Source organism: Gordonia sp. NPDC127522, from assembly GCF_042672305.1.
GTDB lineage: Bacteria > Actinomycetota > Actinomycetes > Mycobacteriales > Mycobacteriaceae > Gordonia > Gordonia hongkongensis.
The window spans coordinates 1-21462 of record NZ_JBHXVK010000024.1; the positions used below are offsets into that span (position 1 = coordinate 1).

General features: G+C 67.4%; 20 protein-coding genes and 1 rRNA gene. 2 read left to right on the forward strand and 19 right to left on the reverse strand.

Annotated features, from left to right (window positions below; translation table 11 throughout):
- Positions 1–89, reverse strand: a 16S ribosomal RNA gene (locus tag ACFVHY_RS22670); the annotation flags it as partial.
- Between the two features lie 742 nt (positions 90–831).
- On the opposite strand from ACFVHY_RS22670, the gene mftM reads away from it, so the two are divergent.
- Positions 832–1695 carry a mycofactocin oligosaccharide methyltransferase MftM gene (gene mftM / locus ACFVHY_RS22675; RefSeq protein ID WP_390275598.1) on the forward strand — a complete coding sequence of 288 codons (864 nt, stop codon included), beginning with the start codon at positions 832–834 and terminating at the stop codon, positions 1693–1695.
- Between the two features lie 36 nt (positions 1696–1731).
- Here the strand turns inward: mftM and ACFVHY_RS22680 are convergent, their stop codons facing one another.
- The 7 genes from ACFVHY_RS22680 to murA all read right to left on the reverse strand — a co-directional run bounded on the left by ACFVHY_RS22680 (position 1732) and on the right by murA (position 10432).
- Entirely contained in the window at positions 1732–2388 is a 657-nt protein-coding gene (locus ACFVHY_RS22680) for a response regulator (protein ID WP_390275600.1), read from the reverse strand.
- Entirely contained in the window at positions 2385–3764 is a 1380-nt protein-coding gene (locus ACFVHY_RS22685) for a histidine kinase (RefSeq protein WP_390275601.1), read from the reverse strand. The genes ACFVHY_RS22680 and ACFVHY_RS22685 overlap by 4 nt, the downstream gene beginning before the upstream one ends.
- On the reverse strand, positions 3764–4939 hold the full coding sequence (locus tag ACFVHY_RS22690; protein WP_390275602.1) for an iron-containing alcohol dehydrogenase: 1176 nt from the start codon (positions 4937–4939) through the stop codon (positions 3764–3766). Before ACFVHY_RS22690 ends, ACFVHY_RS22685 begins: the two co-directional genes overlap by 1 nt.
- Before the next feature lie 78 nt (positions 4940–5017).
- Positions 5018–6574, reverse strand: coding sequence for a VWA domain-containing protein (locus ACFVHY_RS22695; protein ID WP_390275603.1), 1557 nt, complete (start codon positions 6572–6574; stop codon positions 5018–5020).
- 5 nt (positions 6575–6579) lie between these two features.
- Positions 6580–7689: an AAA family ATPase gene (locus ACFVHY_RS22700; RefSeq protein WP_390275604.1), complete on the reverse strand. Its 1110-nt coding sequence runs from the start codon at positions 7687–7689 to the stop codon at positions 6580–6582.
- Positions 7690–7764: 75 nt separating this feature from the next.
- Positions 7765–9036 carry an NDMA-dependent methanol dehydrogenase gene (gene mdo / locus ACFVHY_RS22705; protein WP_004021262.1) on the reverse strand — a complete coding sequence of 424 codons (1272 nt, stop codon included), beginning with the start codon at positions 9034–9036 and terminating at the stop codon, positions 7765–7767.
- Between the two features lie 139 nt (positions 9037–9175).
- Positions 9176–10432, reverse strand: a complete 1257-nt coding sequence (gene murA, locus ACFVHY_RS22710; protein ID WP_390275605.1) for a UDP-N-acetylglucosamine 1-carboxyvinyltransferase — start codon at positions 10430–10432, stop codon at positions 9176–9178.
- A gap of 98 nt (positions 10433–10530) precedes the next feature.
- Between murA and ACFVHY_RS22715 the strand changes: the two genes are divergently transcribed.
- On the forward strand, positions 10531–11196 hold the full coding sequence (locus ACFVHY_RS22715) for a cob(I)yrinic acid a,c-diamide adenosyltransferase (RefSeq protein ID WP_390275606.1): 666 nt from the start codon (positions 10531–10533) through the stop codon (positions 11194–11196).
- Here the strand turns inward: ACFVHY_RS22715 and ACFVHY_RS22720 are convergent.
- The 11 genes from ACFVHY_RS22720 to ACFVHY_RS22770 all read right to left on the reverse strand — a co-directional run bounded on the left by ACFVHY_RS22720 (position 11193) and on the right by ACFVHY_RS22770 (position 21430).
- A complete protein-coding gene (locus ACFVHY_RS22720) occupies positions 11193–11633 on the reverse strand; it encodes a DUF2550 domain-containing protein (protein ID WP_058252759.1) in 441 nt (146 codons plus the stop codon). The two genes, ACFVHY_RS22715 and ACFVHY_RS22720, sit on opposite strands and share 4 nt — an antisense overlap.
- A gap of 214 nt (positions 11634–11847) precedes the next feature.
- Positions 11848–12228: a F0F1 ATP synthase subunit epsilon gene (locus tag ACFVHY_RS22725; protein WP_055474987.1), complete on the reverse strand. Its 381-nt coding sequence runs from the start codon at positions 12226–12228 to the stop codon at positions 11848–11850.
- A 9-nt stretch (positions 12229–12237) separates the two neighbouring features.
- Positions 12238–13686 carry a F0F1 ATP synthase subunit beta gene (gene atpD, locus ACFVHY_RS22730; RefSeq protein WP_010842985.1) on the reverse strand — a complete coding sequence of 483 codons (1449 nt, stop codon included), beginning with the start codon at positions 13684–13686 and terminating at the stop codon, positions 12238–12240.
- Positions 13687–13755: 69 nt separating this feature from the next.
- Entirely contained in the window at positions 13756–14679 is a 924-nt protein-coding gene (locus ACFVHY_RS22735) for a F0F1 ATP synthase subunit gamma (protein WP_390275608.1), read from the reverse strand.
- A gap of 45 nt (positions 14680–14724) precedes the next feature.
- On the reverse strand, positions 14725–16353 hold the full coding sequence (gene atpA, locus ACFVHY_RS22740) for a F0F1 ATP synthase subunit alpha (protein ID WP_390275610.1): 1629 nt from the start codon (positions 16351–16353) through the stop codon (positions 14725–14727).
- Positions 16354–16437: 84 nt separating this feature from the next.
- Positions 16438–17862, reverse strand: a complete 1425-nt coding sequence (locus ACFVHY_RS22745) for a F0F1 ATP synthase subunit B/delta (RefSeq protein ID WP_390275612.1) — start codon at positions 17860–17862, stop codon at positions 16438–16440.
- Positions 17863–17864: 2 nt separating this feature from the next.
- The gene (locus tag ACFVHY_RS22750) at positions 17865–18353 is read right to left on the reverse strand and encodes a F0F1 ATP synthase subunit B (protein WP_390275614.1); all 489 of its coding nucleotides are present in this window, start codon (positions 18351–18353) and stop codon (positions 17865–17867) included.
- Positions 18354–18400: 47 nt separating this feature from the next.
- On the reverse strand, positions 18401–18652 hold the full coding sequence (locus ACFVHY_RS22755) for a F0F1 ATP synthase subunit C (RefSeq protein WP_004021252.1): 252 nt from the start codon (positions 18650–18652) through the stop codon (positions 18401–18403).
- Between the two features lie 134 nt (positions 18653–18786).
- Entirely contained in the window at positions 18787–19536 is a 750-nt protein-coding gene (atpB, locus tag ACFVHY_RS22760; RefSeq protein ID WP_338857340.1) for a F0F1 ATP synthase subunit A, read from the reverse strand.
- Positions 19533–19946 (reverse strand): hypothetical protein, encoded by a 414-nt coding sequence (locus tag ACFVHY_RS22765; RefSeq protein ID WP_004021250.1) that lies wholly within the window; start codon positions 19944–19946, stop codon positions 19533–19535. The genes atpB and ACFVHY_RS22765 overlap by 4 nt, the downstream gene beginning before the upstream one ends.
- A gap of 284 nt (positions 19947–20230) precedes the next feature.
- Positions 20231–21430 (reverse strand): glycosyltransferase family 4 protein, encoded by a 1200-nt coding sequence (locus ACFVHY_RS22770; protein WP_226513009.1) that lies wholly within the window; start codon positions 21428–21430, stop codon positions 20231–20233.
- Between the last annotated feature and the right edge of the window lie 32 nt (positions 21431–21462).

The following is a 21462-nucleotide window of genomic DNA, read 5'->3' on the forward strand; positions in this document are numbered from 1 at the left end:
ACCCAGCAAGCTGGGCCTTTCCGTTCGACTTGCATGTGTTAAGCACGCCGCCAGCGTTCGTCCTGAGCCAGGATCAAACTCTCCATGAAAAAATGTAGAAACCAAACCAACCCCAAGGGGCCGGCGTTTCAACACAAAATCTTCAACCAGGAAAGCACAACCTGACCAAAATAAACCTAGCAAAATGTGACACCCAGGACGGGGCCCGAGCGCCACACAAAAAACAAACATCTACATCCACAAAAGATGCACGATGCCAATTGGCATCAGACAATTCATCATCACACTATCGAGTTCTCAAAGAACACACACCCACCAGCTACCCACCCCAAAACAGGGCTCTCACCAGCAGACTTCGTATTCAACCTTGCCAGCCACCCCGTCTCCGGGGCAACTCTTCCAGCCTACCAGACCCATCCCGCAGCCCGCAACCCCGAAGAATTCCGAACCACTGAGAGACCCAGCAACCCCAAACACTCTACCCGAGCCACAACGACTCAAGCCAAAACATTCAGGGGCGGCCAGCCAAGAAACCCGGTCTCCACTCCCCACCATCAGACCCTCTCAGGCCCTTCCGGGGCGGCGCCGTGGCTCGCTGACTTGAAGAAAGTTACGCAAGCGGATCGCCGGGGTCAAATCGCCTGCTCGTCGCCCGCCAGTACAGCCATCGTCGCAGGTCATCGTTTTCCCATCGGCGGCGAAACCCGCTGCTGCGCGCAGATTTCCGTGAATCACATCGATGTGACGTGCGTCGCAGACCGTCCTTTCGGACAGGTCATCACCCCCGGTCGGTCAGTTATGTGCAGGTCAGAGCGCTCATACGGTCGAAACATGACCGCGACCGAACTGGCCACGACCCCGACGAGTGCGCCCATCGGCTCATCGCCGGTACCCGGACTCCCACCGCGGGTTGTCTCTTCCGCACTTGTCCCAGAAGGCTTCACGCGTTGCGGTCTCCTCTCCTGGCGCCGACAGGCGGGCGTCCTGCACATCGCCCATCCCTTCGACGAGCGCGACATCTCCGACGCCGTGGTCGTCGACGGACTCGTTGCACTGGTCGAGGCCGGCGTGCTGGCCGGCCAGTCGCAGTTCGAATCCGCCGCGATGGGGATCATCCGCACCTCGGCGGGTGGGTCCACCGATGCATGGGCGGCTTTCTACGACAACTCGCTTCGCGAACTACGCACGGGCGCATCGGCATTCGCTCCCGTCCACACACGCGCGCGGAGCCTTGTCGCGGGCGGGGCCGTCCTCGAGGTGGGATCGTGCTTCGGCTTCTTCGCTCTCACCTGCGCCCTGGACGGTCTTCAGGTCACGGCCTGCGACATCTCGCCCGGAGCGGTGTCGTTGTTCTCCCGCGCCGCTCGCCGACTCCGACTGCCCGTCGTCGCAACCGTCGGGAACGCGACCGCTCTCCCCTACGCCGACGACTCGGCCGACACCGTCACGCTCATCCATCTCCTCGAGCATCTCGATCCTGCGGGGGCGCGCGCTGCGATCGGCGAGGCGCTCCGGGTCGCCCGGCAGCGTGTGGTCATCGGCGTGCCGTTCGAAGACGAGCCGAGCCCGCACTTCGGCCACGTCGTCCGGCTCACCGAGAACGACCTGTACGACTGGGCCCGAGCCGTCCCGCATGCCGGTGCCGAAGTCGTCGTCGATCACGGCGGATGGCTCGTCCTCACCCCCCGGTCCTGATTCCTCGAGTCCAGTGCCCGGATATTGAGCTCCGCCTCAGATCAACCCGCGTTTGCTGGCGATGTACACCGCATCGGTCCGTTTGGACACCCCGAGTTTGCGAATGATGTTGCGAATGTGGAATTTCACGGTCGATTCCGAGATGTAGAGGGTCTCGCCGATCCGCTTGTTCGACAGTCCGTCGGCAAGGAGCCGCAGAACCTCGCGTTCCCGGTCGCTGAGTGCCTCGGACTTGTCGTTCTCGCCGGACACCGCGCGGAGGACGACGGCCGCGCTGCGCGGGTCGAAGGCGCTGCCACCGCCGGACACCGCCTGGATCGCACGCACGAGTTCGGTCGTGTCGACGTCCTTGACCACATACCCCCGGGCTCCCGCCCGCACGGCGCGAACGACCAGATCGTCGTCGAGGAACGTGGTCAGCACCAGCGCGGCGACCTCCGGGTGGCGCTGCGCGATCTGCTCGATGAGCCGCAGCCCCTCGTATTCGGTGCCCGCCGACAGCTTGAGGTCGACCACGACGACATCGGGATGACGGGCGTTCACCTCGGCCAGCGCGGCGTCGGCCGATCCCGCCTCGCCGACCACGTCCACGACGTCCTCGCGCTCCAGCAGCGAGCGCATCCCCTGGCGCAGGAGGGCGTGGTCGTCGACGAGAAGGGTCCGGATGGGGCGCCTGATGTCGTTGTCGCTCAACCGAACTCCTTCGTTCTGAGCGGGTCGTCGGGCGTCGCGGTGCCGGCCGTGCCGATCGGCAGCACCACCGCGACGCGGATACCGCCGATGCGCGACCGGCGGATCCGCAGTTCGCCTCCGAGCTCGGCGGCGCGCGAGGACATGTTGGCCAGGCCGCGGTGCCGTCCGGCCGTGAGATCGCCGAGCGACGCGGTGCGCATCACCCGGCGCAGATGTTCGGGATCACCGACGCCGTCGTCGTCGACCGACAGTGCGACGGTGTCCATGGCGTAGGTGAGGGTCACCGTGACCTGGTGGGCACGCGAGTGGACGGCGGTGTTGAAGAGAGCCTCGCCGGCGATCCGCAGCAGGGCGTGCTGGACCTCATCGGCTAGATCGCGCTCCCGGCCGCGCATGTGGACCGCCGTGCGCAGGTCCGGCGGCATGTGCAACGAGCACAGCTCGGTCAGGACGTCGCGCACACTCGGCGACGGCGCGTTCGTGGCGTTGTTGAGCGCGTAGATGAACGACCGCAACTGCTTCACGGCCTCCTTGGTCAGCCGGCCCGCCATCTCCAGGCGATCGAGTGCGGGACCTTCGACGAGGCCGCGACACAGTTCGATCTGCACCCCCGCCGACAGCACCGACTGGGTGACCGAGTCGTGGAGCTCGCGGGCGATCCGTCCGCGCTCCTCGTTGAGCACGGTCGCCCGCATCGCCGCCGACAGTTCGCGCTGGGTACGTTCCAGTTCGGTGTTGCGCTCGGCGAGTTCCATTGCGTGGCGGTCGGTCTCGGAGAACAGCTCGGCGTTGAGCAGTGCGACGATCGCCTGGCTGGCCAGGATGCGCAGCACGACGAGATCGGTGGGATCGACCATGCGACCGACCGGTGTCCAGGCCGACAGTCCCCCGACGACGTTGCCGTCGAGTTCGACGGGGACGTGGACGTGGTCCTCCTGGAGGATCGCGCCGTGCAGGACGGTCTCGTGTCCGCGGAGGATGTCGTTGAGCCGGTTGAGCACCTCGTCGGGCAGGTCGTCGGGTGTGGCGGCCCGCTCGGACCCTTCGAAGGCGTAGAGCCGACCACCGCTCGCGCTGATCAGGTGGCGCGGGGCCGACTGCTCGAGCCGGCCGTCCGCGAGCGCGAAGACGACCCAGTCCGCGCCCAGATGGTCGCGCGCCGCCTCGACGACCGCGATGACCAATGCCTCGGGCCCTTCGGCGGTACGGACGAGTGCACGCGAGATCCGCTCCAGCGCACCGACCACCCGACTCAGCCGCGCCTCGACCCCGCGCAGCGCCGCGTAGTGGCTGCCCTTGACGCTGCGGAGTCCGACCAGGCTGTCGAGGTCGGCCTGTTCGGGGAGGGCACTTCGCTCGGGCGACGGACCGGTCATCACAGGGCTTCGGCGTAGAGGTCCCGGATGCCCGCGGCCTGCGGTCGCCGCGGGTTCGTGGTCATGCACGAATCGGCCAGCGCGTGGGTGGTGAGGCGGTCGAGGTCGGCGCTGCGCACGCCCAGCGGTTCGAGCGACGCCGGCATGCCGACCCGGGCGCCGAGCGCGGCGATCGCATCGGCCAGTCGGTCGGCGACGGTCCGGGCGTCGCCGGATGTCTCGACCCCGATGGCGTCGGCCAGGTCGACGAAGCCGTCGGCACACACATGGGCGTTGTAGCGGATCACGTGCGGCAGCAGGACGGCGTTGATCGCGCCGTGCGGGGCGTCGCAGTGCCCGCCGACCGGGTGACTCATCGCGTGCGTGGCGCCGAGGATCGCGTTGGTGAACGCCATCCCCGCCCGTAGCGCCGCGAGCGACATCTCCTCGGCCGCGATCCGGTCCCGCGGATCGTCGACGAGGCGTTCGAGATGCGTCCACACGCCGCGAATGGATTCCAGCGCAAGCGAATCGGTGAGTCGTCCGTGCGCGAGTGAGACGTAGGCCTCGACGCAGTGGGTGAGCACATCCATGCCGACCTGGGCGGTGACCGCGGCGGGCGCGGTCATCAGCAGGGTCGGGTCACTCACCGTCACGTCCGGCACGAGTGAACGCCCGATGATGGTCACCTTGGTGCGCCGCTCGGCGTCGTTGATGATGCAGAACTGGGAGACGTCGGCGCCGCTGCCGGCCGTCGTCGGCACCGCGATGAGTGGCGGGAGCGGTCGTCGGGCACGGTCGATCCCCTCGTACTCGAGGATGTGACCGCCGTTGGCCGCCAACACCGCGACACCCTTGGCGGCGTCGATCACCGAACCGCCGCCCAGGGCGACGAGGCCGTCGGCATCGTGTGCCTTGTAGGCGAGGAACGCCGCCGCGACCTCGCCGGACCGCGGGTTGGGCGAGACATCCAGGTACGACGCCGCGTCGAGGCCGCCGGCACGCAGCCCGGCCATCAGCTGTGCGTACCAGGGGGTGCGTTCCAGACAACGATCGCTGACCACGAACGGTCGGCGCATCCCGAGTCCCGCCGTCGCGACCGGCACCTCCCCGAAGGCGCCCGGGCCCAGCACGATCTCCGGGGTGTGGAACTTGGCGACCTGGCCCGATGCGCGCCGACGGACGTCACCCACCATTCGTCCCGCCTCCGTTCCATCCACTCCGACCGCACCGTCCGACCACCTCGCCCCGGCGGTACCCCGACGCTACCCAGGTCACCTCAGCGCCGCACCCAGCTCGTCACAACGCGCGAGCATCTCGGCACCGTCACGCACGCTGACGACTCCGCTGCAGTACTCGGCGTAGTCGGCCATCGCGCACCCGGATTGCGCCCAATAGCGCTCGGGTTCCGGTGTGATCCAGGCGATTCGGTGCGATCGGCGACCGACCTCGGCCACCAGGTCGACACGCGGATCGAGACCGTTGCTGCGCGCATCCCCGACGACGAGCACCGATGTCCGCCTGCTGATCAGGTCCCCGCAGCCGCCCAGCAGTTCGCCGAACATGCGCCCGTAGTCGCTCGTCGCGGCGAGATCCAGACCGTCGGCGGCGAGCACCGCCGCGAGAGCCGAGTCGGCCGCCGCGGACCGCAGTGCGGTGGTGACGCGCACCGGGCGATCGACGAACGCGACGACCTCGCAACGGTCGCCGAAGCGATGCAGTGTCTGCGCGAGACGCAGGATGAACCCGGTGACCGGCCGGACCGACAACGACACGTCGACGAGGACCAGCAGCCGGACCGGGCCGGGCCGCCTGCGGCGCCGCCACAGTTCGGCGGGCACACCGTCGGTCGCGATCGACGCGCGCATCGTCGCCCGGATGTCGAGGACGCCCCGGTCGACCGGGCGGACCACCCGGCGCGGGGCGCCGCGCATGCGCTGGATCAGCCGGTGGCAGGCGCGATCGATCTCAGCCTGGTCGACGTACCCCTCGGCCGGCCGGTCGGCGCCGGACACCGCCTCGGCGCCGCCGTCGGCGTTTAAGCGTGCGACCAGCGCGTCGACGAATGCACCCAGTGCCCGTTCCAGTTCGGCCCTCCGGGCGTCGCCGAGGTCGTCGTTGCCGTCGGTGCCGTATGCCTTGCGCGGATCGTAGGCGTCGAGTGCGGCGAGGATGGCGTGGGCCCCGGTCAGCCCGAGCGGCCGGCTCGTGACCCGGGCCGCCGATCCGGTCAGTTCGCCGACGGTCGACGAGTCGGCGGTGTCGACCTCGACCGTATACGTCACTCCCCCACCGGTCGTGCCGCCGTCCGGGTCGACGCCGAGCTGCTCGGCGCCGGCCGACACGCTGAAGTCGTTCTCCTCCCGGTGAGCGCTCTCGGCGTCCCGGTGCGCGGCGTCGGGATCGTCGGCCATCAGGTGGCCGATCTCGTCGGTGTGCTCGTCGGCGCCGATCTGGCGGGCCGCGCCCTCGAATTCCTCGTCCCAGACCACGTCATCGGGCAGATCGGCCGCGACGCCGCGGGCCCGGGGAAGGTCGTCCTCGTCGGCCCGATCGGGTCCGGCGCCGAGGAAGAAGAGTTCGAAGGCCCGCTCGAAACCCGCTGCCTCGTAGCCGTATTTGACGCACACGCTCTGTAGCGCCGCACGCAGGACCGCCGGCTCGGCGCAGCCGACGATCGACAGGGTCCGCCGGATCTCGATGACCTCGGCGGGCGAGGCCGCGATCCCGGAGCTCCGCAAAACCCTTCCGAACGCGACCGCGAGCAGGTCGAGCGGGTCCGCCCGCCTCGCATCCGCGACGGGTACCGGGGTGGCCGACGCCGCAGTCATCGGCGTCATCGTCCCGGTCGGACACCCGCACTGCGGGCGCGTCCGGCACCGAAGGCGCGCGCGGTCACCGATCCGCCGGGCGTGGTCCCGTCCACGCCGATCGGCGAGCCTTCCGCCGACGGTCCTCCGTGTTCGGAAGACAGAGCGCGACGGGCGATCTCGCCGTCCGAACCGAACTTCACGAGCAGCGCCATCAGCGCATTGTGGTCGTCTGCGCCGATCGGCCTTCCCGGCCCTCCGGCCCGGGACCCGAGGTACGAGGCGGCCCGCGCGGCGTCGATCACCTCCGCGATGGACGGGCTCTTGCGCAACGGGAGATCGCGAAGCTGCCGGGCGAGGTCGACGACCTCGCCGATGATCGTCTCCTCGACGTCGGGGGCGCGGACCGCGACGATGTCCCGCTCGGTCTGCGGATCCGGGTAGTCGACCTGGAAGTGCAGGCAGCGACGTTTGAGCGCGGGCGAGAGTTCGCGGGTGTCGTTGGAGGTCAGGATGACCCACGGCGACGACCGCGCCGTGAACGTCCCGAGTTCGGGGACCGTCACCTGGCGCTCGGCGAGGACCTCGAGCATCACCGCTTCCATCGCCTCGTCCGTGCGGTCGATCTCGTCGACGAGCAGGACCGTCGGCGAGGGCGACGTGATGGCCGCCATCAGTGGCCGGGCCACCAGGAAGTCCTCGGTGTAGACGCCGACCTCGGCGCGCGCCAGCGCCGAACTCGCGGCCGAGAGGGTCGTCTCGGCGGCGAGTTCGGCACTGATGCGATCGCGCAGCATCTGCACATGGAGAAGCTGTCGTGCGTAATCCCATTCGTAGAGGGCACGCGACTCGTCGAGACCCTCGTAGCACTGCAGCCGTACCAGCTCGCGCCCCGATGCCGCCGCCAGCGCCTTCGCCAGCTCCGTCTTGCCGACCCCGGCCGGCCCCTCCAGCAGGAGGGGCCGGTCGAGGAGCGTCGCGAGATGGACGACGACCGCCAGTTCCGGACCGATCAGGTAGCCCTGCTCACCCAACGCGTCGGTCAGCTCCTCCACGGACGGGAAGGAACGGCTGTCCGGGCTGATGTCCCGGGTGATGTCCTCGGCGGTTTCCCGAGGTGCGCACACGTGCGTCATCGGATGTCGGACTCCTTGTCGGCCTACGGTTCTCGGAACAGTCGGGATCTCGGATCAGGCGGGCGAGCGGGCGGATCAGTAGCTGCCGGTGAAGGCGTGCGCCACCATCGGGATCAGCGACTCGACGGTGCTCTCCCGCGGGTTGCCCGGCGTGCACCAGTCGTCCATCATGTGCTCGGCGATGGCGCGGATCTGCTTGTCCGAGGTGTCCATGGTCTCGCCTCGGCCCTCGTACTTGCCGGTGTTCATCCGGTTCTTGTCGTAGCTGCTCGTCGACAGCTGACCGAAGTTGTCCGGGATACCGAGGTCTTTGCCCAACCGGATGGCCTCCTCGACGGCGGCGTCGGCGGCCTGGACCGTCGTCATCTTCGATGTGTCGACACCGAGCAGCGCGGCGATCTCGGCGTAACGCTCGTAGCGAGACGGCAGGTTGTACTCCCAGACGCGGGGCAGGGCGATGGCGTTGTTCAGCCCGTGATGGCTGTCGTAGAACGCGCTCACCGCATGCGACAGCGAGTGCACGAGACCGAGGCCGCCGGAGTTGAACGCCTGCGCGGAGATGTACTGCGCGTACATCATCCCGGTGCGGGCCGCCAGGTTTCGCGGGTCGTACACGGCGGTGCGCAGATGGTCGCGGATCAGCTCGATCGAGTACTTGGCATTGCCCAGTGACGGTGCGAAGTCCAGACGCGACACGTAGGGCTCGCTCGCGTGGGCCAGCACGTCAAAGCCGCAGAACGCGGTGAAGTGTTCGGGGCACGTGTAGTAGAGCAGCGGGTCGTCCATCGCCAGGTCGACGAGGCAGGTGTCGTCGAAGGCCACCCATTTGTGCGGCTTGTTCATGTCCGAGGTGTCGGTGATGACGTAGGCCCAGGAGGTCTCCGAGCCGGTGCCGGCCGTCGTCGAGACCGCGATGTGCTTCGGATTCTCCTTGTTGGTGGCCTTGGAGAAGCCCTCGAACTCGTTGATGTTGCGGCCGTCGTGGGCGATGACCATACGTGCACCCTTGGCGGCGTCGTGGCTGGAGCCGCCACCGACCGAGATGATGCCGTCGCACTTCTCCGACTGGTAGAGGGCCGCGGCGTCCATGCAGTTGTAGTCCTTGGGGTTGGACTCCACCTGGTCGTAGAGCACCACGTCGACGCCCTGGTACTCGATCTTGCCGATCAGCTCCTCGATGATCCCGGAGCCGCGTAGACCCGTCGTCATCAGGAGCGCACGGGTCATGCCCAGGTCCTTGGCCTCGACACCGAGCATGTCGTGCGCCCCGACACCCAGCTTCGCCTTCGGGAACGGGTGGAACTCCTTGATCGGGAAATCCCAGATCTGGTTCAGCTCAATGGCCATGGTGGTGAACTCCTTGTGACGGTTGGGTCTGTCACAACGAGAATGTCGTCCAGATCACAACCGGGACAAGGGGTCCTGCCCGTCCTCGACCACAGTGCACCCGGCCGGACGGGCCGGTACCTGTCCGATCGGACAGGGTTCAGTCGCGCACGCGCTCGATCTCACCGCCGAGACTGCGCAGGATCTCCACGAAGTGCGGGTACCCGCGGTCGATGTGCTCGACGTCGTGGACCTCGGTCACGCCGTCGGCGACGAGCCCGGCCAGCACGAGGCCGGCGCCCGCCCGGATGTCCGAGCACCAGACCGGCGCACTCGACAGGCGGTCGATCCCGCGGATGACGGCGTGGTGGCCGTCGGTCCGCGCATCCGCACCGAGACGGACCATCTCCTCGACGAAGCGGAACCGTGCCTCGAAGACGTTCTCCGTGATCACCGACATGCCGTCGGAGATGGCGGCGAGGCCGATCGCCATCGGCTGGAGATCCGTGGGGAATCCGGGAAACGGCAGCGTCGAGACGTTGACGGCGGTGGGCCGGCGGTCATGCCGGACCCGGAAGCCGTCGTCGAAGGTCTCGACCACCGCGCCGGTGTCGCCCAGTTTGTTCAGAACCAGCTGCAGGTGTTCGGGTTTCACGCCGCGCACGGTGACGTCACCGCGCGTCATGGCGGCCGCGATCCCCCAGGTGGCACCGACGATGCGGTCTCCGACCACCCGGTGCGTCGTCGGATGCAGCCGGTCCACACCGACGACGGTCAACGTCGAGGTGCCGGCACCGTCGATCTGTGCCCCCATCTGCTGCAGCATCACGCACAGGTCGACGATCTCCGGCTCGCGGGCGGCGTTGTCGATGGTGGTCTGTCCCTCGGCGAGCACGGCGGCCATGAGGATGTTCTCGGTCGCCCCCACCGACGGGAACTCCAGCGCGATCGGTGCGCCGACCAACGTGTCGGCCTCGGCCACCACGCAGCCGTGCTCGATCGAGCTGGTGGCGCCGAGGGCGCGCAGACCCGCCTGGTGCATGTCGAGCGGCCGCGACCCGATCGCGTCTCCGCCGGGCAGCGCCACGACGGCCCGGTGACAACGCGCCATCAGCGGGCCGAGGACACAGACCGAGGCGCGGAACTGCCGGACCGCCGCGAAGTCGGCATGGAACTTCGGCTCCGCCGGCGCCGTGATGGTGACCGTCTCGCCGTCCATGTCGACGACCGCACCGAGACCGCGGAGAACGTCCGCCATCAGCGGGACATCGGCGATCTCGGGTGCGTTGGTCAGCACGGTCGTCCCCTCGGCGAGCAGGGCCGCGGCCATGAGTTTCAGGACGCTGTTCTTCGCGCCCCCCACTGCCACCTCGCCGGACAGACGCGCTCCCCCGGACACCAGAAACCGATCGCTCACGACTGCCACCTTAACCGTCCGGGGTCACCGGCCCACCGGCCAGTACGTCCTCCGACCGCGCTTCCGATCTCGTGCGTCCGGCGCAGTACATTCGACCCATGGCGGTACACCTGACGAGGATCTACACCCGAACCGGCGACGACGGCTCCACCGGGCTGAGCGACTTCTCCCGGGTACCCAAGACCGATCCGCGTGTCGTCGCCTACGCCGACTGCGACGAGGCGAACGCCGTCATCGGTCTCGCCCTGGCACTCGGGGGTGACGTCCCCGACGACCTCCGGGCAGTGCTCACGACCGTCCAGAACGACCTCTTCGACGCCGGCGCCGACCTCTCCACGCCGGTCGTCGACGACCCCGAGTACCCGCCGCTGCGCATCGCGCAGGATTACATCGATGCCCTCGAGCGCTGGTGCGACTCCTTCGGTGCCGATCTGCCCGCACTGGACTCGTTCATCCTGCCGGGCGGCACACCGCTGGCTGCCCTGTTGCACCAGGCACGAACGGTGACCAGACGGGCCGAGCGCTCGGCGTGGGCCGCGGTCGCCGCCCACCCCGACGACACCAGCGTGCTGCCCGCGAAATACCTGAACCGGTTGTCGGATCTGCTGTTCATCCTGTCGCGGGTGGCGAACCGCACGACCGCGAACTCGCTTGGCGACGTCAAGTGGGTTCCGGGCGGCGACCGGCAACGGCCCCCGGCGAAGCCGGTCCATCAAGACCCGGCGAAGACGGGCGGGAAAGCCCCGGCGCAGCCGGATTCCTAGGCGCTGCGGCGCCGCTGCGATCTCGCGGACTGCCGGGATTCGAGCCAGGACTGGAACGCGGTCACCGCACCCGGGCCCATCGCCAGTTCGTAGTCGTCCTCGGCCCGCCCGGCGGTCTGCACCTGCAGGATGAGCATGCCGTCGAGGATCTCCGTCTCGGTGCCCTCAGGGGCGCGACGACCGGAGATCTCCATGCCCTGTCGTGCGAACGTCACGTTCGGCCCCGGTTTCAGCGACGTGAGCCGGTAGTAGCGCAGTGAGTCGTCGCTGTAGTGCACGGTGCCGTGACGCCATCCCTGGTCGACGCCGGCCGGCACCGTGCGCAGCAGGACCGGAGTGCCCGCGCGACGGAGTTGCGCCAGACGCAGCGCCAGGAAGCCACACAACAGGAGCGCCACCGCCAGCAGCACACTGAGCATCACGACCGCCAGCGACATCACCTACTCCTTCGTGCAGTCACCGCGGATAGGCGAAGCGTCGAACCCGGTAGGGCTCCAGACGGCTTGGGCTGCATACACGCGGGACAGGGGGCTGTGGAACAAGCATGCCAGAACGTGCACATGTGATGCCAAACGACCTCGGCCGGCCATCGGAGAATTCCGATGGCCGGCCGAGGTCGGTCGTTGACCCGAACCGCTCGCGCGGCTCGCTCTACCGTGAAAGGTGTTGTGCCGCAGTCAGACGCGCGTGAGCACGGTGGTACTCGGGCGAATCCGGCTCCGCCTCGTCGAGCGCGGTCTTCTCCGCGTTGACGTCGACGTCGTCGGCCCAGTCGGCCGACTCCGCCAGCACCGTGACGGCCTCGCCGGTGACGGAGAGGAACCCGCCCTCGACCGCTGCCGCACGACGGTTGCCGTTCTCCTCGACGATGACCACGAAGCCACCCGGGACCAGCTGGCCCAGGAGCGGCTCGTGGTTGGCCAGGACACCCAGCTCACCGACGGTGGTCTGCGCGATCACGAACGTGGCCTCTCCCGAGTACAGGCTCGAATCCGCGGAGACAACCTCGACGTGGAAGGACTTCTCAGCCATGGCGAACCGCTACTTTCCGCTGATCTTGGCGGCGGCGGCCTCCACGTCGTCGAGTCCACCGCAGCTGTTGAACGCCTGCTCGGGCAGGTGGTCGAACTCGCCCTTGGCGACACGGTCGAAGGCCTCGATGGTGTCGGCGAGCGGGACGACCGAGCCCTTCTGGCCGGTGAACTTCTCGGCGACGAGGAAGTTCTGGCCGAGGAACTTCTGGATACGGCGCGCACGCTGCACCGTGACCTTGTCCTCCTCGGAGAGCTCGTCCATACCGAGGATGGCGATGATGTCCTGCAGTTCCTTGTACTTCTGCAGGATGCGCTTGACCTCGTTCGCGACGCGGAAGTGCTCGTCGCCGACGATCGACGCCTCGAGGATGCGCGAGGTCGAGGTCAGCGGGTCCACGGCGGGGTAGATACCCAGCTGCGAGATCGGACGCGAGAGCTCGGTGGTCGCGTCGAGGTGCGCGAAGGTCGTGGCCGGTGCCGGGTCGGTGTAGTCGTCGGCGGGGACGTAGATCGCCTGCAGCGAGGTGATCGAACGGCCCTTGGTCGAGGTGATGCGCTCCTGGAGCTCACCCATCTCGTCGGCGAGGGTCGGCTGGTAGCCCACCGCGGACGGCATACGGCCGAGGAGGGTCGAGACCTCCGAGCCCGCCTGCGTGAAGCGGAAGATGTTGTCGATGAAGAGCAGCACGTCCTGGTGCTTCACATCGCGGAAGTACTCCGCCATGGTCAGCGCCGACAGCGCCACGCGCATACGCGTGCCCGGCGGCTCGTCCATCTGACCGAACACCAACGCGGTGTCCTGGAGAACGCCCATCTCCTCCATCTCGAGGTGGAGGTCGGTGCCCTCACGGGTGCGCTCACCGACGCCGGCGAACACCGAGGTGCCGGAGAACTCACGCGCGATACGCGTGATCATCTCCTGGATGAGGACGGTCTTGCCGACGCCCGCACCACCGAACAGACCGATCTTGCCGCCCTTGACGTACGGGGTCAGCAGGTCGATGACCTTGATACCGGTCTCGAGGATCTCGGTCTTGCCCTCGAGCTCGTCGAAGGCCGGCGGCTTGCGGTGAATGCTCCACTGCTCGCCGTCGCGGCCCAGGCCCGGGCTGTCGAGGCAGTCACCGAGGGCGTTGAACACGTGGCCCTTGACGACGTCGCCGACCGGCACGACGATCGACTTGCCGGTGTCGGACACGGCCGCGCCGCGGACCAGGCCGTCGGTCGGCTGCATCGAGATCGTGCGCACCAGGTTGTCACCGAGGTGCTGCGCGACCTCGAGGGTCAGGGTCTTGGCGACCGAGGAGAGAGCGACCTCGGCGTGCAGGGCGTTGAACAGTTCAGGAATCGAGCCCCGCGGGAACTCGACGTCGACCACGGGGCCGATGATGCGGACGACCCGCCCGTCGGCGGAACCCGCCGACTGCGCGGAGGGGGTTTCTACTGCTGCGGTCATGGTGCTTGGGTCACTTCCTCTTTATCGAAGTATGGGTTCTCGTCGATCCGGACTCGCCTGGCGCGCAAGCTAGTTCGCCAGTGCGCTCGAGCCGCCGACGATCTCGCTGATTTCCTGGGTGATCTGGGCCTGGCGGAGCTGGTTGGCCTCGCGCGACAACGACTTGGACAGTTCTTCGGCGTTGTCCGTCGCCGCCTTCATCGCGGTGCGGCGCGCGGCCGACTCCGATGCCGACGAATCCAGCAGCGCCGCGTAGACCCGCGTCGCCACGTACTTCGGCAGCAGCGCGTCGAGCAGCGCGTCGGCCCCGGGTTCGAAGGTGTAGTTGCGCGACGGCGTGTCGTCGGACGAATCCTCGTCGTGCGACACGACCAGCGGGGCGATCCGCCGGACCTCGGGCACCTGCGCCAGCATCGACTGGAACCGCGTGTAGACCAGGTGCAGCTCGTCGACACCCTCGAGGGTGCCGTCGCCGGCCGGGCGCTCGACCTCGGTACCCGACCCGGCCACGAAGAGATCCACGAGGAAGCTCGTCGCGGTCGCGGCGTCGGAGTACTGGGGTGACTCCGAGAAGCCCGTCCAGGAATCGGAGACCTCGAGACCGCGGAACCCGAAGAAGCCCACGCCCTTCCGGCCCATGACGAACAGGACGGCTTCCTTGCCCTCCTCGCGCAGGAGCGCGATGAGTTCGCGGGTCGCCTTGAGCACGTTGGCGTTGTAGCCGCCGCACATACCGCGGTCGCTGGTGACGACCAGGATGGCCGCGCGCTTCGGGTTCTCCCGCTCGTTGAGCAGCGGGTTGTCCAGCGATCCCGAGTTGCTCGCCAGCTCGGAGAGCACAGCGGTCATCTCCTGCGAGTACGGCTTGGCCTCGGCCACCCGTCCCTGGGCCTTGGTGATACGCGAGGTCGCGATCAGTTCCTGAGCCTTGGTGATCTTCTTGGTCGACTGGACCGACCGGATGCGTGAGCGCAGCTCACGAATGCTGGCCATGAGCCCTCACCCCTTCCTTTTCGCGATGTCCGTTGACGTCTGAGATCACTTGCGGATCTTGATCTCTTCGTTCTCGACGTTGTCGGCATCCATCGCCTCGGCCTCGGCCTCGTTGACGACGCGACGGCCGTCGTGGGTGAGGTAGCCGTTCTTGAACTTGTTGGTCTCGGCGATCAGGGCCTCGGCCTGGTCGTCGCTGAGCACCTTGCCGCCGGCGATCGAGTCGTAGACACCGGTCGCGTTGTGGTGCAGGTGGCTCAGCAGTTGGGTCTCGAAGTTGCGCACGTCGTCGACCGGAACCGAGTCGTAGTGGCCCTCACCGCAGAGGTAGATCGAGACGATCTGGTCCTCAACAGAGAAGGGGGTGTACTGGTCCTGCTTGAGCATCTCGACCCAGCGGGCACCGCGCTCGAGCTGCGCCTTCGAGGCGTCGTCGAGGTCGGAGGCGAAGGCCGAGAAGGCCTCCAGCTCACGGAACTGGGCCAGCTCCAGACGCAGCGAGCCCGAGACCTTCTTGAGGCCCTTGGTCTGGGCGGCGCCACCGACGCGCGACACCGAGGTACCGACGTTGATGGCCGGCCGGACACCCTTGTTGAAGAGGTCCGACTCCAGGAAGACCTGGCCGTCGGTGATCGAGATGACGTTGGTCGGGATGAATGCCGAGACGTCGTTGGCCTTGGTCTCGATGATCGGCAGACCGGTCATCGAGCCGCCGCCGAGCTCGTCGGACAGCTTCGCACAACGCTCCAGCAGACGGGAGTGCAAGTAGAAGACGTCACCGGGGTATGCCTCGCGGCCCGGCGGGCGACGCAGCAGCAGCGAGATGGCGCGGTAGGCCTCGGCCTGCTTGGTCAGGTCGTCGAACACGATGAGGACGTGCTTGCCCTGGTACATCCAGTGCTGACCGATGGCCGAGCCGGTGTACGGGGCCAGCCACTTGAAGCCGGCCGAGTCCGAGGCGGGGGCCGCGACGATGGTGGTGTACTCCATCGCGCCGGCCTCTTCGAGCGCGGACTTGACGCCTGCGATGGTCGAACCCTTCTGACCGATCGCGACGTAGATGCAGCGAACCTGCTTGGTGGGGTCGCCGGTCTCCCAGTTGGCCTTCTGGTTCAAGATGGCGTCGATGCAGACCGCGGTCTTGCCGGTCTTGCGGTCGCCGATGACGAGCTGACGCTGTCCGCGGCCGATGGCGGTCATGGCGTCGATGGCCTTGATGCCGGTGGCGAGAGACTCCTCGACCGGCTGGCGCTCGAGCACGGTGGCGGCCTGCAGCTCGAGGACGCGCTGCTCGTCGGCCTCGATGTCGCCCTGACCGTCGATCGGGGCACCCAGCGGGTTGATGACGCGTCCCAGGAACGCATCACCGACGGGGACGGAGAGCACGTCGCCGGTGCGGCTGACCTGCTGGCCTTCTTCCAGGGACTCGTAGTCACCCAGGATGACGGCGCCGATCTCGTCCTCGTCGAGGTTCAGTGCGACGCCGAGGACGCCGCCGGGGAACTCGAGGAGCTCGTTGGCCATTGCGCTCGGAAGGCCGCTGACGTGGGCGATGCCGTCCGAGGTATCGGTGATGATGCCGACCTCGTCACGCGACGCTTCGGCTTCGAACGACGAGACGTACTGCTCGATCGCTCCCTTGATCTCGTCTGGTGAGATCGTCAACTCCGCCATGGGTTCTCGTCTTTCCTTGATGTGGCTCTGAGTCTCGAAGGCTCTGAGCTCTGGGCTTCGTGGGTTCGGGTGTCGGGGTGGTCGTCAGCGCGGCAGCGTCTCGGCGGCCTTGGCCAGCCGTGTCGCCACATCGGCGTCGATGACCTCGTCGCCGACACTGATCCGGAGACCGCCGAGCAGTTCCGGGGCGATCTCGGTCTGCACCGAGATGGTCCGACCGTAGATTCCGCCGAGCACGCCCGACAGTCGATCGATCTGGGCATCGGACAGCGGTGAGGCGGACACCACGTGGGCGACCGACTCGCCGCGACGGGCGGCGGCCAGCTCGGCGAGCTGGTCGACCGCGACGTCGGCGGCCTGGCCGTGCAGCAGGCGCACGGTCGAGGACAGCAGCGTCCAGGTGTGGGTGCCGACCTTGTCGCCGACCAGCTTCTTCAGCAGGTCGACGCGCTTGTCGGCGTCCTTGCCGTGGTCGGACAGCAGTGAGGACAGCTGCGGGTTGGCCTCGAGGACTCGGCTCACCCGGAAGAGCTCGTCCTCGACCTGCTCGATGACCCCGTCGCGTTCGGCGGCGGTGAGGACGATCAGGGAGTTCTGGCGGCGCAGACCGACGACGAAGTCGCTCGACGACGACCACCGCTGACTCGAAGCGGTCGCGAGCACCTCGACGACGACCGGGGCGAGCTTGCCGTCGAACAGACGGTGCACCATGGCCTTCTTGCCCTCGGGGTTCTCGTCGTCCTCGACCAGGCGCTTGCGCAGCACCGGGTTCTCGCCGAGGAAGTTGATGGCCGCGGTGAGGTCACCCGAGGCGTCGGCCAGTGCCGAACCGTCGAGATCGATTGCCGCCGAATCGAAGTGCTCCGACACGGCGAGAGCGGCGTCGCGGCTGGCGGCACGCATGGCATGCAGACCGACGAGCGAGGCGCTCGAGGGAACCGCGTTCGCCGAACCCGACGACATCTCCTGGAGTTCGTCGATGACCCGGTCGACGCTCGCCGCCTGGGCCGAGTCGTCGGCCAGATGGTTGCGCACCAGCTCGCCGGCCTTGTCGACCGCGGTGAGTCCGAGATCCGTGCGCAGCTGACGAACGAGGTTGGCGCGCACCAGGGCGACCTGGTTGCGGCCGTGCTCGGAGATGCGCTTGACCTCATGGTCGGCCTGGGCGCGGATGTCGGAGGTGATCGCCTCGGCATCGGCCGCGGCGTCCTTCTGCATCTGCTCGGCCTCGGCCTTGGCCTCGGCGACGGCCTTCTCACGTGCCTGCTTGCCGTCGTCGACGCGCTTGGCGGCAGCCGCACTCTCGGCGAGCTGCTGACGGACGGTCTCCTGTCGATCCCGCATCATCTTCTGCACCGGCGGCCGGACGTACTTCCACAGGAGGAAGAGGATGACCGCGAAGCCGAAGAGCTGAGCGATGAAGATCGCGGGGTCGAACGCAGCACCGATGTCGTGCAGCCAGGTGCCGATGGGGCCCTGGTCGGATTCGGTCTCAGTGTTGGCAGCCATGATCAGTTCACCACTCCGCTCGTCGATCGGGTATCGGAAAGAGTGGCCGAGTCGACACCGAGCACACGCGCCGCAAGCGTCTTGGCGAGTGCGTCCACATCAGCTGCAGCCGTCGAGGCGGCCTGCTCACCCTGCGTCGCCAGCTCGGAGCTGGTCGACTGCAGGGCGGCGTCGGCCTCGGCGGTCGCTCGCTGCTTCATCTCGTTCAGCTGTTCCCGCCCCTGGGCGCGAGCATCGTCGCGCTTGGCGGTGGCCTCACCGCGCGCTTCCTTGAGGAGCGAACGGAACTGGACGTCCGCATCCTCGAATTCGGCGGCGGCGGTCCGGTTGTCCTCCACGGTGCGGTGGATCATCGCGTCCCGCTCCTCGAGGACCTGCTGGATCGGCGGAACCACGAACTTGCGGATGACCAGCAGCAAAATCACGAAGATGAGCAGGACAACGAAGAACGTTCCATTCGGGAGCAGGAAGTTCTCTGCAGCAAGCGTCATTGTGGTGAGGTGTCGTTTCTACTCGGCGACAAAAGGGAGAGCGACGATCAGCCGGCGCTGATCGGGGTGGCGAACACGAAGAGCGCCATGAAGGCCAGGTTGATGAAGTAGGCCGCCTCGACCAGACCGACGGTGATGAAGAACGGGGTGAACAGGCGACCCTGTGCCTCGGGCTGGCGAGCGATACCGGCGATCAGCTGGCTACCGGCCAGACCGTTACCGATACCGGCACCGACGGCGCCACCGGCCATGATCAGGCCGCCACCGATGAGTGCGCCGAGGCCAATCATTGGATCCATTGTGATATTTCCCTTTCGTTGCTGACATCTGGTGTGTCAGGTCTGGAGTTGCGCCGACAGGTGCCGGAGCAGGTCGTCATGTTCGGTTGTGTGCGCCTGTGGATCTCGACGCGCGGTGCCCTGGCTCGGGCGGGTCAGTGATCCTCGGTCTCCATCGACTGCGAGAAGTAGAGGATTGTCAGCAGCGCGAAGATGAACGCCTGGATCAGACCGACGAAGAGCTCGAAGGACTTCCAGATCGCGTTGGGCGCCCACATGATGTACGGCGGGAAGAGGGCGATCAAGGCGATCATCATGCTGCCGGCGAAGACGTTGCCGAAGAGTCGCAGTGACAGCGAGATCGGCTTGGTGAACTCCTCGATGACGTTGATCGGTGCGAGGAATGCGACGTGGCCCTTGATGATCCGCTTCGGGTGGCCGATCAGACCACGCTTACGGAAACCGGCGATCTGATACCAGACGAAGACGAACAGAGCGAGCGCATACGCGAAGTTCACGTCCGCGGCCGGCGGCTTGAGGATCTCGTGGTGACCGACCTGGACCGGCAGGATCGACAGCCAGTTGGAGATCAGGATGAAGGTGAAGAGCGACACCGCAAGCGGGAGAACGTAGGGGGCGACCTTCATGCCGATGGCACTCTCGACCTGTCCACGCATCTGGATGGTGATGGCCTCCCAGAACAGCTGCACACCCGACGGCACACCCGTGGAGGTGACCTTCGACTTCAGATAGAAGGCCAGCGCGAGCAGAATCGCCGCGGCCAGCGCCGTCGCGATGATGGTCTCCAGGTTGAAGGTCAGCCCGAACATCTCGAACCTGGTGTAGTGACCCACCTGGATGGCCGGTTCGCCATCCTCTGCGGCAAGGTTGAAGGCGGTCGTCATGGTTGGCTACGAAGTCCTTTCATCACCGGAATGACCGTGTTCAGCACCAAGACCACTTGGCCGATGGCGAGTCCGAACATCGCGCCCAACCCGTCGGGTTGGACCAGAAAAGCCGCCAGCAGCGCGAGCGCCGTGATGGCACCGAGTCGCATGGCGGAGTTGAGAGCAAGGGCGGTCTTGCGCGGGTTCTCGTCGGCAACCACGACGTCGACGGCACGTCGGACGAGGATCGCGTTGACGAAGATCCCGGCGACACCGAGAAGGAAGAACACCGCGAAGAGCGGATGTCCGACGGCGAGCGAGACGGCAGCCACGACCACGATGAACCCGCCCGCGATGAGCGCGGGGCGGCGGAGTCCGGTCGGCGCCTGGGGATAGACGGGGGCCGAATCAGGGGCAGATGCGGTCATGTCCCTCCTCAGCTCTCCTACTCCATACCGATGGCACGGATCACCCGCGTACGTGCAGCAACACATGGCCGCTGGGCGTCAGCTCGCGTTTCGTTGTGACCCTACCAACACCATTCTTGGTGTCTCACCGGGGGGTATTGCGTCGTGTGAGACAGAACCGGGGCTTTGTGTCCGGGTCTGCGCACATGTTGACTACTACGGGCGATAGTACACGATAATTTACGGTTTCCTTACCTTAGGCCCAGGTATCGCCCTCACGGAAATGACAGGGTCGCAGACGCCGGTCAGCGGTACGCCTTCGTCGACGTTCGCAGTTCGGCGAGGCGTCGATGCAGGCGCGGCGCCATCGTCACCAGCATCGCGACGACGAGGCCCGCACCGAAGGCCGGGGCGACCACCGACAGCGGGAACAGCGTGCTGGCCGCCGCCGAGAACGCGAGCACCCCGACCCACAGATAGATGATCAGCGCGACCCGGCGTTGCGAGTGCCCGAGTTCGAGCAGGCGGTGGTGCAGGTGCATCTTGTCCGGAGTGTAGAAGCCGACGCCGGCCCGGGTCCGCCGGATCACCGCCAGCAGCATGTCGAGCATCGGGATGAAGACGACGGCTGCGACGAGGATCAGCGGGGACAGCAGCGTGAAGATGTCGGCCGGTCCGTAAGCGTTCACAGCGATACGGCCCGAGGCACTCGTAGAGGCCGCGGCGAGCAGCAGACCGATCAGCATCGCACCCGAGTCGCCCATGAAGATCCGTGCGGGCGAGAAGTTGTGTGGCAGGAATCCTAGGCACGCGCCGGCGAGTGCCACCGAGATCAGGGCCGGGGGGTAGTAGCTGACGTCGCCGCCCTGGTCGCGCAGCAGACCGAGCGAGAACATACAGATCGCCGCCGCGGCGATGAGTCCCAATCCCGCGGCCAGACCGTCGAGGCCGTCGACGAAGTTGATCGCGTTGATCGTCGCGACCGTGATCGCGACCGTGAGGAGACCGGCCTGCAGCGGGTCGAGCACCAGCGTGCCGATGTCGGCGAACGGGATGTAGAGCTGCAGCCAGCTGATGCCGAGCAGTACCAGGACGCCGGCGGCGGTGAGCTGACCGACGAATTTGGTCAGCGCGTCCAGACCCCACCGGTCGTCGACGACGCCCACGAGGACGATCACGGTGCCGGCGGCGATCACCGCCGTCATGTCCGTGGTGTAGGCGAAGCCGCGGTTCAGCGCGGGGAGGTTCGCGGCGAGCGCGATGCCGGCAACCACCCCACCGAACATCCCGAGCCCGCCGAGGCGAGGTGTCGGGATCACGTGCACGTCCCGGACCCGTGGCACGGCGACGGCACCGGCGCGGATCGCGAAGACGCGGACCGCCGAGGTCAGGAGGTAGGTCATGGCTGCGGCGGTCAGACCCACGAGCAGGAGCTCGCGCAGGGGAACCCCCGTCCCTCCCCCGTCCGCGGCGGCGGCGAGCAAGGCCGGTGCGGCACCGGTCATCGCGCCACCACCGGCGTGAGACGGGTAAGGGT

What these genes read in the sequence shown, in the direction of transcription:
- atpB (WP_338857340.1), bottom strand. Translation starts at nt 19,536, where the DNA reads ATGACGACCGCCTTCAACCTTGCCGCAGAGGATGGCGAACCGGCCATC.
- ACFVHY_RS22725 (WP_055474987.1), bottom strand. Translation starts at nt 12,228, where the DNA reads ATGGCTGAGAAGTCCTTCCACGTCGAGGTTGTCTCCGCGGATTCGAGC.
- ACFVHY_RS22695 (WP_390275603.1), bottom strand. Translation starts at nt 6,574, where the DNA reads ATGACTGCGGCGTCGGCCACCCCGGTACCCGTCGCGGATGCGAGGCGG.
- ACFVHY_RS22765 (WP_004021250.1), bottom strand. Translation starts at nt 19,946, where the DNA reads ATGACCGCATCTGCCCCTGATTCGGCCCCCGTCTATCCCCAGGCGCCG.
- atpD (WP_010842985.1), bottom strand. Translation starts at nt 13,686, where the DNA reads ATGACCGCAGCAGTAGAAACCCCCTCCGCGCAGTCGGCGGGTTCCGCC.
- mdo (WP_004021262.1), bottom strand. Translation starts at nt 9,036, where the DNA reads ATGGCCATTGAGCTGAACCAGATCTGGGATTTCCCGATCAAGGAGTTC.
- ACFVHY_RS22700 (WP_390275604.1), bottom strand. Translation starts at nt 7,689, where the DNA reads ATGACGCACGTGTGCGCACCTCGGGAAACCGCCGAGGACATCACCCGG.
- ACFVHY_RS22745 (WP_390275612.1), bottom strand. Translation starts at nt 17,862, where the DNA reads ATGGCTGCCAACACTGAGACCGAATCCGACCAGGGCCCCATCGGCACC.
- ACFVHY_RS22770 (WP_226513009.1), bottom strand. Translation starts at nt 21,430, where the DNA reads ATGACCGGTGCCGCACCGGCCTTGCTCGCCGCCGCCGCGGACGGGGGA.
- ACFVHY_RS22685 (WP_390275601.1), bottom strand. Translation starts at nt 3,764, where the DNA reads ATGACCGGTCCGTCGCCCGAGCGAAGTGCCCTCCCCGAACAGGCCGAC.
- ACFVHY_RS22720 (WP_058252759.1), bottom strand. Translation starts at nt 11,633, where the DNA reads ATGTCGCTGGCGGTCGTGATGCTCAGTGTGCTGCTGGCGGTGGCGCTC.
- ACFVHY_RS22750 (WP_390275614.1), bottom strand. Translation starts at nt 18,353, where the DNA reads ATGACGCTTGCTGCAGAGAACTTCCTGCTCCCGAATGGAACGTTCTTC.
- ACFVHY_RS22715 (WP_390275606.1), top strand. Translation starts at nt 10,531, where the DNA reads ATGGCGGTACACCTGACGAGGATCTACACCCGAACCGGCGACGACGGC.
- ACFVHY_RS22735 (WP_390275608.1), bottom strand. Translation starts at nt 14,679, where the DNA reads ATGGCCAGCATTCGTGAGCTGCGCTCACGCATCCGGTCGGTCCAGTCG.
- ACFVHY_RS22755 (WP_004021252.1), bottom strand. Translation starts at nt 18,652, where the DNA reads ATGGATCCAATGATTGGCCTCGGCGCACTCATCGGTGGCGGCCTGATC.
- mftM (WP_390275598.1), top strand. Translation starts at nt 832, where the DNA reads ATGACCGCGACCGAACTGGCCACGACCCCGACGAGTGCGCCCATCGGC.
- atpA (WP_390275610.1), bottom strand. Translation starts at nt 16,353, where the DNA reads ATGGCGGAGTTGACGATCTCACCAGACGAGATCAAGGGAGCGATCGAG.
- ACFVHY_RS22690 (WP_390275602.1), bottom strand. Translation starts at nt 4,939, where the DNA reads ATGGTGGGTGACGTCCGTCGGCGCGCATCGGGCCAGGTCGCCAAGTTC.